The following is an 18,283-nucleotide window of genomic DNA, read 5'->3' on the forward strand; positions in this document are numbered from 1 at the left end:
TGATAGTAATTTAGAGACCTTTTAACCGTACTTATCTCACCCCCGCCCGCGGGGGTTTTTTATGTTTTTTCTCTCAAAATCTTGAACAAAAAATTTGAAGAGTTAAAACAATAATCTTTAGATTCATTTAAGAATGGTTGCACTATAATTATTTTCAACGAAACAAGAAGATTTATATAAACCAAACAAATAGTTAATTAAATATCGTGATATTTAATTAAAATTAAAGATTGATAAATCTCTTATTAATTAATGAGAAAGTAAATTTACACATAAATTTAAATTAATCTTAGTATTTGAATGGTATTTTAATATGGATTTTCTGCTATGATTTAATTGAGTCTTACCCTATTAAACTATCGGAGATTATTATGAATTTTAAATATCATCGTATTGATAAAGATAATGCCGCAGTTCTTTTGGTGGACCATCAAGCTGGATTACTCTCTTTAGTAAGAGATATCGAGCCTGATAAATTCAATAATAATGTTTTAGCATTAGCTGATGCCGCTAAATACTTTAATTTACCTACCATCCTAACCACTTCTTTTGAAAATGGTCCTAATGGTCCATTAATGCCTCAGCTTAAAGCCATGTTCCCTGATGCCCCTTATATTGCCCGCCCTGGTCAAATTAACGCATGGGATAATGAAGACTTTGTTAAAGCAGTAAAAGCAACAGGCAAAAAGCAACTGATTATCGCAGGTGTTGTTACTGAGGTTTGTGTCGCATTCCCCGCGCTATCAGCACTTGAAGAAGGTTTTGAAGTGTTTGTAGTCACCGATGCTTCTGGTACATTTGACCCTATTGCTCGTCATTCAGCATGGGATAGAATGTCAAAAGCAGGTGCTCAATTAATTAACTGGTTTGGCTTAGCATGTGAATTACACCGTGATTGGCGTAATGATGTTGAAGGCTTGGCAACATTATTATCTAACCATATTCCAGATTACCGTAATTTAATGACAAGCTATGATGCATTAACAAAAAAGTAATCGATTAGTTTAAGTTTATTCTAAAAATAGGGCTTATATTTTCTTCTCGGATTATTATTTAATAGGTTTATTAAATAATAAATATAAGCCCTGCATCTAAATAATTGGATTGGAAATGAAAAGCAAAGTATTAAAAGCAACCGCTATTGCTATGGCATTAAGCGTTGGTGTTGCACAAGCCGCAGAATATAAAGCAAGTACTGCTGAAGGTCCTGTGAAAATAGTTAATCTTAATGCCATGGAAAATCAAGTTAAAGCGAATATGGAAAAAGGCGCTTTTGGTTATATTCGTGGTGGTGCTGAAGACGAAAATAATTTACGTGCGAATACAAGCGCATTTGATAAAAAATATATTATGCCACGTTCATTACAAGGCATCGAATTTTCTGACATAAATCTAAAAACAGAATTTCTAGGTATTAAATTAGATACGCCTATTATTCAGGCACCGATGGCAGCTCAAGGGCTTGCTCATCAACAAGGCGAAGTTGCCACAGCAAAAGGTATGGCGAAAGCGGGCTCTATTTTTTCATTAAGTACTTATGGTAATAAGACCATTAAAGAAGTGGCTAATGCTCAACCCGGTTATCCATTCTTCTTTCAACTGTATATGAGTAAAAATGATGCTTTTAATGAGTATATTTTATCTCAAGCAAAACAGTATGGTGCAAAAGGTATCATTATGACTATCGACTCTTCTGTTGGTGGTTACCGTGAAGATGATGTGAAAAATAATTTCCAATTTCCTTTAGGCTTTGCCAACTTAGAAGCGTTTGCAAAAATCAGCGACGATAAATCTAAGACAGGTAAAGGTGCGGGGATTAGTGAAATTTATGCTCAGGCAAAACAAGCATTTACACCGGCAGATATTCAATATGTGAAAAAAATGTCAGGTTTACCTGTTATTGTAAAAGGTATTGAATCACCAGAAGATGCTGATACTGCAATTAAAGCAGGCGCTGATGCGATTTGGGTCTCTAACCATGGTGGTCGTCAATTAGACAGCGCACCTGCAACCATTGATGTTTTGCCTTCTATTGCAAAAGTGGTGAACAAACGCGTACCTATCGTCTTTGACAGTGGTGTTCGTCGTGGTTCTCACGTATTTAAAGCATTGGCAAGTGGTGCGGATGTGGTTGCGGTAGGTCGCCCGATTCTTTATGGCTTAAATTTAGGTGGATCTGAAGGTGTGAATTCAGTTATTCAACATTTAAATAAAGAGCTGAGAATTAATATGATGTTGGGTGGTGCAAAAACAGTGAAAGACATTCAAGCTACTCCACTTTATACCGATGCGAGTTTTAATAAATAATTAGATAAGTTTAAATCATTAAAAAAACCACGCTAACGATAGATAAGATAGCGTGGTTTTTTTGTTTATCACGTTTTAACGATAACTCATTATGGCGCTACTGTTTGTTCACCAAAACAGAGATTATTTTGATTGTTAATACCGCCATCAGTAGAGGTATAACCTAAGCAACCTAACATTGAATCAAAAATATTGTGGTGATAGAACGTGCGTTGTTGTTCTTGGTTCTGTTTTAAATTATCAAATAGCTTCTTGTTTTCAGGTTCTGCTAAATAGCTATCTGACATCCACACTAAGAATGGCACTTTAAATTGCTCTGGTGGTGCAATCTCTTTTGGTGTGCCATGTAAGCCACCATTATCAGAAATAGACTCACCGTGATCTGATGTATAGAACACGATCGCTTTTTTATCGCGCAATGTATCTAACACACCTTTAATAAAATAGTCGGTATAGAGAATCGAGTTATCATAAGCATTGACGAGTTGATCTTTAGTACATTCGTCATCAACATTTAAGCACTCTGGTTGATACTTTTTAAATGATTCAGGGTAACGTTGTGAATACATAAAGTGAGAACCCTTAGTGTGTAAGATAACTAAATGGTTTCCTTTAGGATAATGAGCAACCGAGTTTGCCGTTTCAGCTATCAGTAATGTGTCATCTAACTCTTTACCAAAATTACTATTCTTGGCGGTCATCATCTCTTTCATTGCGTAGTTATTTAAATCGAGTTTGTTATAGAACCAAAGCTCACTTTGCATCGAGTAAAGTTCAGATGTCATACCAAGTTGTCTAAGAATAGAGAAAATATTGTTCTCTTTTAATGTACGTTGATCGTTATCGTCAGTACCATTTTCGCGAACAAACATACATTTTAATGAGAGCTTAGTTGCGGTATCACAAGAGATGCCACGAAATGCGACGAGATTTTTTTCTTGTGTTAATAGTGGGTTGGTATCTCTTTCATACCCCAGTAACCCCATATGATCCCATCTTGCTGTCTCACCAATGATAAACACAACATACACATCATCATTTGCTTTTGATGGCAAATAAGTGAAATGGTCTGCTGGGTTAAATAGTGACTGATTATTAAAGGTGTCATCGTAACGAGTTATTCCATATTGAAATAATGGAATAATCCAATTTGTTGGTAAAAATGCATAACTTAAACCGCCACTATAACTCGGTAAATCAAGATTATTGCGAATTTCATAAGCTTTCTGTTTTGAATCGAGCGTTTTTAAATAAGCAAAAACAACCAGAGCAATAATAACCATTTTGGTTGTATTTTTTATCCATATTCTCTTCTTTTGCTCTCTAGTTAAATTAGGATCGGGCTTCTTACACAACCAAATAAGGGCTAAAGGTAAAATAGATAAACCCGAGATCCAGAGCATGGTATTTAGGCTGATCACTTCTTTTGATAAATCAATATCTGTTGTTAGTGTCGAAATAATAATGCCATAGCCAATGACAACATCAAAAAATGAGATGTAATAGCTAGCACAGACACTCACAATTAAGATAAAAGAGGCGATTATTTTAAAAAATAGCGTACCAAAGAATGAAAGTAATCGGAGTAAAAAGAAAGTAAAGGCAATATTAACGGCAATTTCACCAAGTAAGTATAAGGAATCAATGATGATGTTGTGTGAGTTTTGAGTGCCGAAACGTCCAATGTAAACGGAAAGATTAAGGAAAAAACCGATATAAATAGCTAAAAAAAGGGCAATGTTTTCTTTAGAAAATCTTAAAAACGTTAATTTTTGCATATTAATTATTATCAAAATTTATTGTGTAGAGGTCTTTAAGACCACAAGGCTGTTTTCTGGTTCAGTATTATGTGCTTTTTTTTATTAGAATTTAAAAATTTTTGTTTCAAATCTATTAATTTTGAAATTATTAATTTTCAATAGTTACAATAAGTAAGAAGATAAATAGAAATATTAATGCTTTATCATCAGATAATAACGCTGATAGTGAGGTAAGGGCGTATAAACAGGCGTATTAGCCTAAAAATAACGATAGCTCAAAAGGTTATTGACATAGCAAGCTATTACGAGTTGTTGTTGACAAAAAAATGGCGCTTTTGTCACCAAAGGATATCGACATAAGGATCGTCATTAGTGTCGATTATCTCCTGTGTTTTTTTAACTATATCTTTTACTGATATCTCAAAGATGCATTATTTTATCTTATATATCAATAAATTGAGTTGTTATAAAAAATAACTGCTTATTTGGCACACTCTCTGCATAGATAAAGGAGAGAATCAGGTATTAACCTGAAAGTTGATGAACACAGGAGCAATGTTGATGAAAAAAGTCATCACGGTCTGTCCGTATTGCGCCTCAGGATGCAAAATCTACCTGAAGGTGGAAAACGGTAAAATCATTGGCGCTGAAGGGGCTAATGGTTTAACAAACCAAGGTGAGCTGTGTCTGAAAGGGTATTATGGATGGGATTTTATCCATGATACTAAGATACTGACTCCACGCCTTAAAACACCGATGATCCGTCGTGAAAGAGGCGGAAAATTAGAATCGGTTTCTTGGGAAGAAGCTATCGAGTTTGCTAGTAGCAAACTACTCGCTATCAAAGAGAAATACGGTGCTAAATCTATTATGACAACCGGTTCTTCTCGTGGACCTGGTAACGAAGCTAACTTCGTTATGCAGAAGTTCGCGCGTGCGGTTATCGGAAATAATAATATAGACTGCTGTGCTCGTGTCTGACACGGCCCTTCGGTTGCAGGTCTGCAGCGTTCGGTCGGTAATGGTGCTATGAGCAACTCAATCGTTGAGATTGAGGATACCAAATGTCTATTTGTCTTCGGTTATAACGCCGCAGACTCGCATCCTATTGTTGCTCGCCGTATTGTTAAGGCGAAAGAAAAGGGTGCAAAAATTATCGTATGTGACCCACGTTACATCGAAACAGCTCGTTTAGCTGATTTACACTTAGCATTGAAAAACGGTTCAAATATTGCGTTATTAAATGCTATTGCTCATGTGATTATTGAAGAGGGTTTATACGATAAATCCTTTGTTGAAAATCATACTGAACAATTTGAAGAGTATTGCCAGCTGGTTGAAAAATACACACCAGAATCTGTTGAAGAAACAACAGGCTTAGGTGCACAAATGATACGTGAAGCTGCGCGTATGTATGCAAAAGCGGAAACAGCAACAATCCTTTGGGGAATGGGTGTAACCCAATTTTACCAAGGTGTTGAAACGGTACGTTCACTAACCAGTTTAGCGTTATTAACGGGTAATCTTGGTAAGAAATATGTCGGTGTTGGTCCTGTTCGTGGTCAAAATAACGTACAGGGTGCTTGTGATATGGGGGCATTACCAAACACATTACCAGGTTATCAATACGTTACTGATGAAAAAGCGCGTGAGAAATTTGCTAAATTTTGGGGCATTGAATCAATGCCTGAAGAAGTGGGTTATGCGCTAAGTGAAGTACCTCATAATATCGACCATGGTTTGTTAAAAGCACACTATGTTATGGGTGAAGATCCATTACAGACTGAGCCTGATTTAGCAACCATTCGTAGAACGTTTGAAAAACTCGATCTTCTGATAGTACAAGATATCTTTATGACCAAAACAGCAGCGATAGCTGATGTTATTTTCCCTGCAACATCATGGGGTGAACATGAAGGTGTTTATACCGCAGCAGACCGTGGTTTCCAACGCTTCTATAAAGCAGTTGAACCTGTCGGTGATGTGAAAACAGACTGGCAGATAATCAGTTTGATGGCAACTGCGATGGGTTATCCAATGCATTACAACAATACCAAAGAAATTTGGGATGAGTTGCGTGAGTTATGCCCGATTTATTATGGTGCAACTTACGAGAAAATGGCGGATTTAGCTTATATTCAATGGCCTTGCCCAACTGAAGATAGCCCAGGTACACAGTATTTGTATGAAGGCGGTGAGTTCGACACACCTAATGGAAAAGGTCAGTTCTTTACCTGCGAGTGGGCGCCACCTATTGATAAACTCTCTGATGAGTTCCCAATGGTGCTAGCGACTGTTCGTGAAGTCGGACACTACTCTTGTCGTTCAATGACTGGTAACTGTAAAGCACTGGCTGCATTGGCTGATGAACCAGGTTATGTTCAGTTAAATACTGAAGATGCTAAACAATTGGGTATTAAAGACCAAGAGTTAGTCTGGATACGTTCACGCCAAGGTAAAGTTATTACTCGTGCTGCAGTGAGTGATCGCCCTAATAAAGGTGCGATTTATATGACTTACCAATGGTGGATTGGTGCTTGTAATGAGTTGGTTGCAGAAAACTTAAGCCCAATTACTAAAACGCCAGAGTATAAGTATTGTGCAGTTTGTATTGAGCCAATCAAAGAACAGACTCAAGCAGAACACTTTGTAAAAACAGAATACAACAATATTAAACGACGTTTAAGAGAAGCAGCTGAAGGCTAATCTTGTCAATATTGTCACTGTTCTAGTGAAACCGACCTTAGTGAATAGGATATCATTAAGGTCGGTTTTTTTGTTGTCGCGATTAAACCTTATTTTATTTCTCTGCAGTCTGACGCTCTCTTTTTTCTCTCTATTAATACATTAAAAACGCCCTATTTTTAGTTTGATTTTCAAGCTTGAGTTAGTTCACAGTTAAAAAAGTAACATGTTACTTTTAAAGTAATCTGTTTCTAAATCAAGTGGATAAATTGCTTTTTATTTAATGCCAGCGCAGGATGCTGTTATGGAAATGAGTGTAAGAAAACAACAACGAGATACAGTATGAAAAAACTCATTAATGCCCTACAAGCGTTTGGAAAATCGTTATACGGCCCGGTACTGATATTGCCAATAGTCGGTTTATATATTGCACTGGGTAATGTTTTTGGTAATGGCAATCTTGCAGAGTATGTCCCTTTTCTAAATCACCCGATAATACAGAGTATTGGGCAATTACTCGCAAAATCTTCAGTAGCTATCTTGGTTAATCTTGCTCTAATTTTCGCTGTGGGTATTCCCGTTGGTTTAGCGAAAAAAGATAAAGGTTACGCTGGATTAATTGGCTTAGTCACTTTTGTTATTTTTACTAATGCCATGAATATTACGCTGACATTACAGGGAAAACTGGTTAGTGCTGAAGAGATGCGGGCCGCAGGGCAAGGTATGGTACTTGGTGTTCAAGTGCTCGAAATGGGTGTTTTTGCTGGTATCTTAACCGGAGCAATATCAGGATGGCTTTATAACCGTTATTCAGGTCGTCAATTTAACGGCATTATGGCGATTTATTCTGGTCACTGTTTTGTCGCCATTATTGCGATTCCATTCACGATTGCTCTTGCTGTTTTAATGTGTGAAATCTGGCCATTTGCTCAGGCAGGTATCACTAAAATGGCACTTATTATTCATGATTCTGGTGCATTTGGCGCGCTTATTTATGGTTTCTTAGAACGCATTCTTATCCCAACAGGTTTACACCATTTAGTTTATACACCGTTCTTATATACAGAGTTAGGTGGTGTTGCCGATGTTTGCGGCACAACGTATCAAGGTGCGAGAAATATCTATTTTGCTGAAATGGCGTGCCCTGAAGTGAAACAACTAAGTAATACGGTTATTTGGGACGCTCGCGGTATTGCCAAAATGTTTGGTTTAACGGCAGCCGCCGCGGCAATGATCTCGGTGGCTAAAAAAGAGAAAAAGCAGATGGCAAAGGCGATTTTAATCCCTGCTGCTGCAACCTCTTTGTTACTTGGTGTTACTGAGCCACTTGAGTTCTCCTTCTTATTTGTTGCGCCTATTTTATTTTTTGTGCATGCCATATTAACCGGCATTGGCATGATGCTGTTTTACCTGTTGGGTGTTCATGCCATAGGTGCAAACGGTGTGATTGATTTCATCTTATATAACTTACCGTTGGGAACTGAAAAATCGAATTGGCCTATGTATATCGTGGTAGGTCTGATTATGTCGGTGCTCTACTTTGTTATCTTTAGAAGCTTGATTTTAAAACTTAATCTTAAAACACCTGGGCGTGAAGATGACGATGAAGAAACTCGTTTATACAGCAAAGAAGATTACCAAAAGAAAGGCGATAGCGTTACATCTGAATCAACCATCAATAGTTTAGGTGAAGAAATTATTGAAGGGCTAGGTGGTCGTGACAATATTGAGGTTATTGATAATTGTTACACCCGCTTAAGAGTCATTGTTAAAAATATCGATGCAATCCATGAAGAGCTACTGAAGAAAACTGGTGCTAAAGGTGTTGTACGCCACGGCAATAATGTTCAAGTCGTTTATGGATTACATGTGAAAAAAATGCGTGAAGCGGTTGAAGCCGCACTTTGATTGGAGAAAAACAAATGAATAAATCACCTTTTATCTTAAGCATTGCAGGCGGTGGAAGTACTTATACTCCAGGAATTGTAAAAAGCCTGATGGTTCGTTTAGATGATTTTCCATTAAGTGAAATCCGTTTATACGATATCGATAAAGAACGCCAAGACACTATTGCCCCTGTCGTTGAAAAAGTTATTCGTGACCATAGTGATACGATTAAATTCACAGTGACAACGGATGCAAAAACGGCGTTTGATGGTGCTCATTTTGTTTTTGCTCAAATGCGCGTTGGTCAATATAAAATGCGTGAACAAGATGAAAAAATTCCTCTACGCTATGGTGTTGTTGGACAAGAAACTTGCGGACCTGGTGGGTTAGCTTATGGTTTGCGTACTATTTTACCTATGGTTGAGCTAATTGATTTAGTAGAGCAGTACGCAGATAAAAAAGCGTGGATAGTGAACTACTCAAATCCAGCTGCGATTGTTGCCGAAGGTGTTCGCCGTTTACGTCCTAATGCACGGGTATTAAATATCTGCGATATGCCCGTTGCGGCAATGCGTAATATGGCGGCAGTATTGAATGTGGATCGTCATGATCTTGATGTGGATTATTTTGGTTTAAATCACTTTGGTTGGTTTACTTCAGTGCGTGTAAAAGGCGAAGAAAAGCTGCCTGAGTTGCGTGAACATATCGCTAAATTTGGGCTTTTAACTGAAGATGCAGCACAAACCGATCCGCAACACTCAGATCCTTCATGGGTAAAAACATGGCGTCATATTCAGCCATTAATGGATGCGTTTCCAGAGTATATTCCAAATCCATATTTACAGTATTATTTGATGCCAAATTATATCGTTGAACATCAAGATCCTGATTATACTCGCGCTAATGAAGTGATGGATGGTCGAGAAAAACGCCTATTTGAAGCAGCACGCGAATACAAACAAACGGGTATCTTACCTGACGCTTTCCATGTGGGCGTACATGGTGCATTTATTGTTGATGTCGCATGTTCTTTAGCATTTGATTTACGTCAGCGCCATTTGGTCATTGTTGAAAACAAAGGGGCAATTGCTGATTTACCTTATGATGCGATGGTCGAAGTGCCTGCTTATATTACCTCTCATGGTCCTGAGCCTATTCGTATTGGTGATATTCCTCGTTTTCATCGCACTTTGCTTGAGCAACAATTAGCATCAGAACAATTGCTGGTAGAAGCAACACTCGAAGGCAGTTATGAAAAAGCGCTTGAAGCTTTTACACTAAATAAAACCGTGCCAAGTGTTATTCATGCGAAGAAAATCTTGGATGATATGATTGAAGCCAACCAAGGGTACTGGCCAGAATTACGCAAAGCTTATGTAAAAGGCAAGCGTGTTTGATCGCAAAACTTGCGGTTAAAGCATAATCGAATAGAATGCTGTTCTATAATAGGAACAGCATTTTCCTTTGATGAGGATGATGTATCAACTAGGTCATAGTTATGTCAGCTCGATTATCATCTTTACTATCAAAAGCCACAGAATTAACTCGCGCTGAATATCGTATTCTTTCTTATCTTATTGATAATCCATCTCAAATAGGAAAGTTAACTATTCGACAGCTAGCTGAAACTAATTTTGTTTCAACAACAACGATTATGCGGTTGTGCCAAAAATTAGGTTTTTCCGGTTATAGCGAGTTGATCTATTATTGCAAGCAGCTGTTATCAACAGCATCTACATCGAAAGCCCTCGTCACAGATGAGAGCACAATAACTGAGCCTCTTTTTGAACAGTTTTTAGCAAATTACCTGAGAACATTTACATTAATTCCCGATGAACGTAAAAAATACTTTGTTGATTTAATTAACAGTAAAAACTCTTTCTTTATTTATGGTACGGGCTTTTCACATATTTTCTCAGAATATATTAGTAAGCGTTTACAGCTTATTGGTAAAGATGCTTTTCTTTCGGGGCTGAGCGACAGTAAGAATATTTTTATTAATAATGCTTCGCGCTATACGGTATTTATCGCAATTTCGCGTAGTGGTGAAACGGCACAAGTGGTAGAAAAAGTAAAAATAGCCAAAAGTATTGGCATGAAAATAGTTGCATTTACCCGAGCCAGTGCTAATCCGCTAGCTGAGCTTGCCGATATTCATTTCCCTATTTATGACGATGCAATCAGTTTTCAATGCGATACTATTGAGAGCTCGTCTTTTGAATCAAATCTTGTTTTGATGATTGATCTGTTATTAAGCCGAGCTCAACGGTTTTAATTTATTCTCACCCTACTATAACTGTTTCACGATTAAGTGATTTAATACTCACTTAAATGCAGTGTTAATGGTAAATCTGGATGCAAATTTATCGAATCAAATTGATGCGATGGATGTGCTTTAACGGTAGGGTAGCGCGATAATAAAACCATAAAATCATGGTAAGCCTGATTTTTATTATCCTCAGTGAAAATAGGTGTACCACTATGATTTAATTCATTATCTGCAATTAATAATACGTCAAGATTTTGTGCGTTATTATGTTCATAAAGAAGATGAGAGTGATTAATGTTTTGCCAAGGGGTTCCTATCGCTTCTTTAGGTGAGTGAACCCGTAAAGCGCCTGAATTATTTTTAACATTTTTCTTCTTCATCATAATTATCATCGTATGATCAACACCGTCTTTATGAACGCCTTCAATTGAAAGTTCACTTAAAGAATCGGGTTGGGCAATTAATCTTAAATGAAAAACCGTTGATATCAATTTAGACGATAATTGGTCAGTCAAATCACGGGGTGTAAATGTATTACCGTGGATTAATAGCATTTTGAGTTTTAATAACGCTTGATAGGCGCTATTACTTTGCCAGCGATCATCTATTGCTCTAAAGTGCCTTTGTGCACCACTATCCTCTCTGATAAAACCATCTTCTTCGGTGAGAACAAAGGGTTGATATTCTAAACGAGAGATTGTCTTTATATCATTATCAAAAAGGTAGCGACCTGTACGAGTATGACGAAATGAGAGTGTGGGATCGGGCGATAAATAATCGCCATACTCAATTAATGCCTTAATATCTTTATCTTCAGCACCGAGTTGTTTTATTAAATTAATAATCGAGGATTGAGGAATAAATACATATTTACTTTGTTGGTACTCTCTTTTTATTTTACTGATTTCACTTGTAAGCAGGTTTTTCATATATAATATGCTCCATTGATGGTTTGTATTATTAATAATTGTTATTGGTAATTAACTGGTGAAATATAATAAATTAGAGTATAGATAGAGAAAAATAAGTTTCAAATAGATTAAAAAGAGGGTGTAATTAAATTATTACACCCTCTTTACATCATTGGATTGAGTATTTTGTATCGGTTAAAGTATTTCTGGAATTGAGATACCTAAACGTTGCATTCGTGATAATAACGTAGTGCGCTTTAAGCCTAATTTTAATGCAGCACCTCTTGCACCAGCAACAACACCATTGGTTTCTCTTAATGCTTGAATAATCCGCTCTCGCTCTTCATCATCGCTTTCTGGTGCATTGGTTTGCATCCGTTTTTCAATTGATGAGGGTTGAGTTAATACTTGCTTTAAACGAGAGGGCTTATTGATATGCAGCTCTTTTAATTGAAGGTTTAATGTAGAACCTCTTGTTAATATTACCGCTCGCTCAATAATATTCTCAAGTTCACGCACATTTCCAGGCCAAGGATAATGTGTTAGCTGTTCTAGTGCATTGGCTGGAATACATTCAATATTGCGATCCATTCTACGCGCTATTTTTTGTGTAAAATGTTTCGCTAATAATGGAATATCTTCTGGGCGCTCTCTTAAGGGTGGAATAATAATAGGAAAAACATTTAGCCGATAATAGAGGTCTTCTCTAAATTCACCCTCATCAGTAAGCTCACATAAATCTTTATTTGTAGCGGCTATTAATCTGACATCAACGGGAATCACTTTATTACCACCCAGTCTTTCTATTTCTCTTTCTTGTAATACACGTAATAGTTTTGGTTGTAATTCAATAGGCATATCACCAATTTCATCAAGAAATAAGGTGCTTCGGTCTGCCATTTCAAAGCGACCAATGTGTGTACTGGTCGCTCCTGTAAATGCGCCTTTATCATGACCGAAAAGATCACTTTCAAGTAATCCTGAAGGTACTGCTGCACAATTCATTTTTATCATCGATTTATCTTTACGCAGACTTAATCGATGTATTGCTCGGGCAATAAGTTCTTTACCTGTTCCCGTTTCACCCAAAATAAGTACAGTACTATCACTTTTAGCGACTAATTCAATTTGTTCCAGCACATTATGCATGGCATCGCTTTGATAAATAATTTCACTAAAGCAGGCATTTTTATCTATTTGCTCATTAAGCCAGATATTTTCATTTTTTAAACTGTCTTTAAGGTGTGTTATTTCTTCATAAGCTGCGGCATTTTCAATAGCGATACCAATACGAGCTGCAATTTGTTGCAATAATTGGCAAGTATCTTCAGTAAAGACACCCTCTATTTCATGTGCCAGAATTAATAGCCCTACAGGTTTATGATTAAAAGCCAGTGGCAATAACAAAGCCGTCTTCATATCTTGTTTAACGAGACGTTTAATCAATATATCGTCTTGATCTTCGCTATTAATATCGATTAAGACGGGTTTATTTTGATTAATAATTTCATCTGCTTTGTTATTCGCGCTACTAAACTTTCTTTGTTGGCGAATGACTGATTTTCCAGTCTGATAGCGACTAGAATAAAGACTAACCTCATTGCTATTTTGCGATGAAGTGCGACATAACATAAGACTAATATGGTTAAGTCCAAAAAAACGATGTATTTCTTTAGAGACTTCAGAAATAAGACCATCCATGTCCAAATGAGCTAATACGGAATTTGTGATATCGACGAGAATGCGATACTGATTACGCTCATTACGAAGGCTCTCCATAGTTTCAGCATTATTACTGCTTAATTTCATGACACCACCGATTGCCCTAAAAAATTAGCTATATTGTAGTAGGTTTATAATAAATTTATATGAATGACTGAATCATTTTTGATCCAGTACGCTATTTTCGTGTTTGTCATCAGATATGAAAATTTAAATTTATCAAATCGTTATATATCTACTTATATAACTATTTGTTATGTCGTCAAAAATGTCGAATAAATTGACGATATGACCAAATGATAATTAATAATCATTTTTATTTGTAAATTATTTAATTGAAAAATAAGGAATAGTTACTTGGTAAATATATTGGCATGAACAATGCTAGATAAAGTGCATAGATATCATAATTATTATTCTTAATTAGATAATTAAATACGTTTATCGCCATATATAACGACCATATAACAGATAGCAGGAGAATATGATGAACCGTTTCATCATTGCAGACCCTAAAAAATGCATTGGTTGCCACACTTGTGAAGTTGCTTGTGTTGTGTCGCATCAACAAGCAGAACAGGATAACTTAGCCATTGATCAAATCACTGAGCAAAATTTCCAGCCACGCATTTATGTTGTAAAAGGGCTCACTATTAGTACCGCCGTTGTTTGCCACCAATGTGAAGATGCACCTTGTGCCAAAGTTTGTCCTAATGGCGCAATTGTCCATAATAAAGATTATTATTATGTGGATCAGGAAAAATGCATTGGTTGTAAAACCTGTGTGATTGCCTGTCCTTATGGCACCATGGAAGTGGTATCTCGTCCTGTAATGCGTAAATCAACAGCACTTAATACTATCGATGCTTTTAAAGCAGAGGCGAATAAGTGTGATTTATGCCATCACCGTGAAGAAGGTCCTGCTTGCGTTGAGGTATGTCCTACTCATGCATTAGTGTGCATTGATAGAGATGCACTTGAAGATATGGTGAAAGAACGTCGTCGTCGTGCTGCTTTTGAAAGTGGTGCTGATTTATTGTTCTAAGATCAATAATAGGGCAACTATGTACTGATACTATAGTTGCTATTATTTATCTGGCATCAATAAGGTACTGACATGCACGAAATAACACTTTGCCAAAGCGCATTTGAAATTATTGATTCACAAGCAAAACAGAATAATGCGCAAAAGATAAAAAGTGTGTGGATGGAAATTAGCGCACTTTCATGTATTGAAGTAAGTGCGCTTGAGTTTTGTTTTGATATTGTCTGCCGTGACACTATCGCACAAGGGTGCGAGCTTCATATTGAAATTATTCCGGCTAAAGCGTGGTGTTGGGATTGTCATCAAGTTGTTACGGTCTCGACATTTAATGCGGGGTGTCCTTCTTGTGGCAGCCAAAACTTACGTGTTGAAAATGATGATGCAATGCGTATCAAGCAAATAGAGATCGAATAGAGGTTGTTATGTGTCTTGGTATTCCCGGTCAAGTTGTTGAGGTAGGAAAAACAATCACTGAAAACGCAATGGTCGATGTTTGTGGCGTTAAGCGAGAAGTTAATATTGCCCTTGTTTGTGAAGGTGAGCCTGATTCCATGATTGGGAAATGGGTATTAGTGCATGTAGGCTTTGCAATGAGCATCGTTAATGAGGAAGAAGCCAAAGAGACACTTGATGCACTGATGGCAATGGGTGAAGTCGAAGAAGATGTTTCTGCTTTTCTTTATGGCGAAGAGGGCGCACCTAAGCTTGCTTGAATAAATATCGAACTATTGCATGGCTGATAGCTTTTTCTTATAATCCAATCTCATTTCTTTGAAGCTGGGACGACCCAGCTTTCTGCGTTTTTATTCAGGGGACGACCCCACCGATGTATAAAGGGGTAGTTTATGTCTTGGATCATTCTATTTATTGCGGGTCTACTTGAGATAGTTTGGGCTGTTGGCTTGAAATACACTCATGGATTTACGCGATTAACACCCAGCATTATCACGATAACCGCCATGATTGTGAGTATGGGCATGTTATCTTACGCGATGAAAGGATTACCAGCAGGTACGGCTTATGCGATTTGGACTGGTATTGGTGCCGTCGGTACAGCAATCTTTGGTATTTTGGTATTTGGTGAGTCAGCTAATATTTATCGTTTACTGAGTTTAGCGATGATTGTTTTTGGTATTATTGGACTAAAATTAGCGAGTTAAAACCCGAATATTTGGCATAAAAAAGCCCCAAAGTTATGATGAACTTTGGGGGAATTTAGTTGGTACTCTCTCTTCTAGTTATTAACCATTAATGACTGAGCAATACGCTTAAATGAGGCAAAACAGGTATCGAAATTAGGTGTTTCGGTAGTAAATACCATTGGGGTAACGAAGTCTATAAACCTTTGATAATACAATGGATTAAGTTCCAATTCTGCCAAGCCTAGTTGTAATTCTTGAATTGGATTAAGGGCAAAGTCTAAATGTTGTTTCCCAAAACGCCTCACATCTTCTTGTAATACAATTCGAAAAAGAGGTATAAGGACTTCATAATCAAGCCGCTGGTCTATATTAATACAGTATATATCATAGATATGGCGTACTAGCGTAGGATCATCTTTACGTTTAGGATCTCGTTTAACTAACATGGTACGTCGTAGCATAGAAATGACTTTTTCAACTAATGTCGATTGTACCGTGACACAGGCAAATTTACCGACTTCTTGAGATTGGTGATATAACTGCGCAACTAACGATTGAATACTACGTTGTTCTACTTGGAGTAAAGGAATTGTTTCTATTAACTCTAGTTTGATGATTGGACGTAAACAAGGAGCTTGACTAAATTGTTGAGGGTATTTTAGCTGATATTCAACGTAGCGGTATTCATCACGAACTATTTTTTTTTCAATAGAAAAATGGCTTGATTGAAGAGTAAGAAGATCCTCGATTTCTTTTAATAAGGCTTTACGTTTTTCTTTGCGTTTATCTCGAGAGAAGGAATGAAATACAGCGGTTGGAATGAGTTTGATGTCAACATCTTCTGACATTCTGAATATTCTTACATGAGATTTAGCTAGTGCGGTTCCCCCAGAAAAGACCATTTGGTGTGTATCAAACGCAAGTGTAGCTAATTGCGCAAGTAAAGCGACTACCCAGTAATCCTTTTCAGGGATGGCTGGGTTTCCGAGCGCTAACGCATCAGAAACCTCTAAAAATTGATTTTTTAATTTTGTCATTTGCCACTTGGTGAGTTAAGCAATCGATCACCAATCACTAGCTTTCGATTGAACCGTTTTGGATCCCATGAGTACTGTATAGATGAAGGAATTTGAGTGCTATTACCAGAAAGACTTTGCCAAGATAGAGTATCTATTTCAAAGTTGACGCCTTTCATCTTAAGAATTTCACGTAAAATAGCATCTGTGCCACCAGGGTTAGTTGGCATTAAGCGACCCGTGAGGCTGTTTTTCCGCGCTTTTGTATAAAGACCATACCCAATTTTCATCAGATTACCTTGCTTGATCAATTGATTAAGAGCACGACCAATTTGATCATAACTGGCAATATTTTCAAAATCTTTACGTTCAAAGACATAACGTCTTGAACGTTTTAATTTTTGGTTAATTTGACTTGCTGCTGTCATAGAACCTCCTTTTATGTATAGAAAGCATACACGAGGGAAAGGTATATAGGAAGAAATACGACATTTTTAAAATAAGAAATACGGCATAAAAATAATATAACTTACTGTAATATATTGATAATAAATAATTATTATTTCATTGTTTGATTATGAGCTTATTAATATAAATGCAATGACCTATTTTGAGAATGGAGCCTGTTAATATTCATCCTATGCTTAGGATAAGTGATTCCGAATTCTGTTTTATTAAAGCGTATTTTAATAAGCTAAACGTAATTAAAAAAAATTTTAATAAAAAAAGCCACTCATCGAGTGGCTTTTTATCTTACGTATTAATCAATTACAGTGTAAATACGCCAATAATAGCAAGAACACTGATAATCGCTGCACCACCATAGAATACCCATTTGCTTGCAGGTACATGCACTTTAAAATCGTGCAAAGTATGGTGAATACGGTGTAATGCACACCAAACTGGCAGAATGATCATTAGCAGTAAGAAAAGACGACCAATGATGCTTTGGCTAAATGCCATAATACGGTCATAAGTAAATGCTTCTGGCGCAATACCCATAGGGATTAGGATACCGAGCAGGATGATGATTGCTGGAGAAACAATTGCGCTCCACATACCACCTGCACCAAATAATCCCCAGAAAATAGGTTCATCAGAGCGCTTAGGAAGTTGATTCTGATTCATTATTTCCTCCTGGGTTAAATTAACGCCACTGCCAGAATAGCGGCAGTAACAACGATAGCGACAGCCCAAAAACCACGTACGATAGGTTCTTGTGGCATTTTTTCATCTTTTACAACAATAACCACTGCTTTTGGTGCAAGTTTAAACCAAGTTGCAGTGTGAAATACGGTTGCAATAAGAGTCACAATGTTAATCAGCATTACAATTGGGTTACTCAGGAATCCAACGAATCCTGCCCAACTTTCTGGTCCATTTTTCAGTGCGAATACACCGAACAGTACAACCAGACTGAACCAAAGTTGTGGAAGACAAGTGCCTTCACGGGTGATATAGAAACGATAGAATCCCAGTTTCGTCCACCAGCTTGGCTGCATACCACGAACATAAGGCTTACGTTTTGTTGTCATGTCT

The 18,283-nt window shown here is 37.1% G+C and carries 17 protein-coding genes; 10 read left to right on the forward strand and 7 right to left on the reverse strand.

Annotated elements, in window-relative coordinates:
- Nucleotides 1-371 precede the first annotated feature (371 nt).
- Together ycaC and ABN099_RS03190 are read left to right on the forward strand one after the other, a co-directional pair.
- Complete coding sequence (gene ycaC / locus ABN099_RS03185; RefSeq protein ID WP_349462256.1) at nt 372-995, forward strand: isochorismate family cysteine hydrolase YcaC; 624 nt, start codon at nt 372-374, stop codon at nt 993-995.
- 115 nt (nt 996-1,110) lie between these two features.
- Complete coding sequence (locus tag ABN099_RS03190) at nt 1,111-2,307, forward strand: lactate oxidase (protein WP_349462257.1); 1,197 nt, start codon at nt 1,111-1,113, stop codon at nt 2,305-2,307.
- 89 nt (nt 2,308-2,396) lie between these two features.
- Here the strand turns inward: ABN099_RS03190 and eptB are convergent, their stop codons facing one another.
- Nucleotides 2,397-4,085 (reverse strand): kdo(2)-lipid A phosphoethanolamine 7''-transferase, encoded by a 1,689-nt coding sequence (eptB, locus tag ABN099_RS03195; protein WP_349462258.1) that lies wholly within the window; start codon nt 4,083-4,085, stop codon nt 2,397-2,399.
- Nucleotides 4,086-4,628: 543 nt separating this feature from the next.
- Here eptB and fdhF point away from each other — a divergent pair.
- From fdhF to ABN099_RS03215, 4 genes are all read left to right on the forward strand, one after another.
- A complete protein-coding gene (gene fdhF, locus ABN099_RS03200; RefSeq protein WP_349462259.1) occupies nt 4,629-6,773 on the forward strand; it encodes a formate dehydrogenase subunit alpha in 2,145 nt (714 codons plus the stop codon).
- A gap of 321 nt (nt 6,774-7,094) precedes the next feature.
- Entirely contained in the window at nt 7,095-8,660 is a 1,566-nt protein-coding gene (locus ABN099_RS03205) for a PTS transporter subunit EIIC (protein WP_349462260.1), read from the forward strand.
- A 14-nt stretch (nt 8,661-8,674) separates the two neighbouring features.
- Nucleotides 8,675-10,036 carry a 6-phospho-alpha-glucosidase gene (locus ABN099_RS03210; protein WP_349462261.1) on the forward strand — a complete coding sequence of 454 codons (1,362 nt, stop codon included), beginning with the start codon at nt 8,675-8,677 and terminating at the stop codon, nt 10,034-10,036.
- A gap of 101 nt (nt 10,037-10,137) precedes the next feature.
- Nucleotides 10,138-10,914, forward strand: a complete 777-nt coding sequence (locus ABN099_RS03215) for a MurR/RpiR family transcriptional regulator (RefSeq protein WP_349462262.1) — start codon at nt 10,138-10,140, stop codon at nt 10,912-10,914.
- Between the two features lie 41 nt (nt 10,915-10,955).
- Here the strand turns inward: ABN099_RS03215 and ABN099_RS03220 are convergent, their stop codons facing one another.
- On the reverse strand, nt 10,956-11,837 hold the full coding sequence (locus ABN099_RS03220) for a 2OG-Fe dioxygenase family protein (protein WP_349462263.1): 882 nt from the start codon (nt 11,835-11,837) through the stop codon (nt 10,956-10,958).
- 177 nt (nt 11,838-12,014) lie between these two features.
- Nucleotides 12,015-13,628: a sigma 54-interacting transcriptional regulator gene (locus ABN099_RS03225; protein WP_349462264.1), complete on the reverse strand. Its 1,614-nt coding sequence runs from the start codon at nt 13,626-13,628 to the stop codon at nt 12,015-12,017.
- 400 nt (nt 13,629-14,028) lie between these two features.
- On the opposite strand from ABN099_RS03225, the gene hydN reads away from it, so the two are divergent.
- The 4 genes from hydN (at nt 14,029) to sugE (ending at nt 15,746) form a co-directional block, all read left to right on the forward strand.
- Complete coding sequence (gene hydN, locus ABN099_RS03230) at nt 14,029-14,586, forward strand: electron transport protein HydN (RefSeq protein ID WP_349462265.1); 558 nt, start codon at nt 14,029-14,031, stop codon at nt 14,584-14,586.
- A 72-nt stretch (nt 14,587-14,658) separates the two neighbouring features.
- Complete coding sequence (gene hypA / locus ABN099_RS03235; protein ID WP_349462266.1) at nt 14,659-15,000, forward strand: hydrogenase maturation nickel metallochaperone HypA; 342 nt, start codon at nt 14,659-14,661, stop codon at nt 14,998-15,000.
- Between the two features lie 8 nt (nt 15,001-15,008).
- A complete protein-coding gene (hybG, locus tag ABN099_RS03240; RefSeq protein WP_349462267.1) occupies nt 15,009-15,299 on the forward strand; it encodes a hydrogenase maturation factor HybG in 291 nt (96 codons plus the stop codon).
- Nucleotides 15,300-15,431: 132 nt separating this feature from the next.
- The gene (gene sugE, locus ABN099_RS03245) at nt 15,432-15,746 is read left to right on the forward strand and encodes a quaternary ammonium compound efflux SMR transporter SugE (protein ID WP_349462268.1); all 315 of its coding nucleotides are present in this window, start codon (nt 15,432-15,434) and stop codon (nt 15,744-15,746) included.
- A gap of 74 nt (nt 15,747-15,820) precedes the next feature.
- Here sugE and ABN099_RS03250 read toward each other — a convergent pair whose 3' ends face one another.
- From ABN099_RS03250 to frdC, 4 genes are all read right to left on the reverse strand, one after another.
- Nucleotides 15,821-16,765: a nucleotidyl transferase AbiEii/AbiGii toxin family protein gene (locus ABN099_RS03250; RefSeq protein WP_349462269.1), complete on the reverse strand. Its 945-nt coding sequence runs from the start codon at nt 16,763-16,765 to the stop codon at nt 15,821-15,823.
- A complete protein-coding gene (locus tag ABN099_RS03255; protein WP_023583698.1) occupies nt 16,762-17,172 on the reverse strand; it encodes a DUF6088 family protein in 411 nt (136 codons plus the stop codon). The genes ABN099_RS03250 and ABN099_RS03255 overlap by 4 nt, the downstream gene beginning before the upstream one ends.
- A 340-nt stretch (nt 17,173-17,512) precedes the next feature.
- Nucleotides 17,513-17,872 carry a fumarate reductase subunit FrdD gene (gene frdD, locus ABN099_RS03260; RefSeq protein WP_349462270.1) on the reverse strand — a complete coding sequence of 120 codons (360 nt, stop codon included), beginning with the start codon at nt 17,870-17,872 and terminating at the stop codon, nt 17,513-17,515.
- A gap of 14 nt (nt 17,873-17,886) precedes the next feature.
- A complete protein-coding gene (frdC, locus tag ABN099_RS03265) occupies nt 17,887-18,279 on the reverse strand; it encodes a fumarate reductase subunit FrdC (protein ID WP_349462271.1) in 393 nt (130 codons plus the stop codon).
- Between the last annotated feature and the right edge of the window lie 4 nt (nt 18,280-18,283).

The organism is Proteus hauseri (assembly GCF_040139125.1).
In the GTDB taxonomy this organism is placed as follows: Bacteria; Pseudomonadota; Gammaproteobacteria; order Enterobacterales; family Enterobacteriaceae; genus Proteus; species Proteus hauseri_B.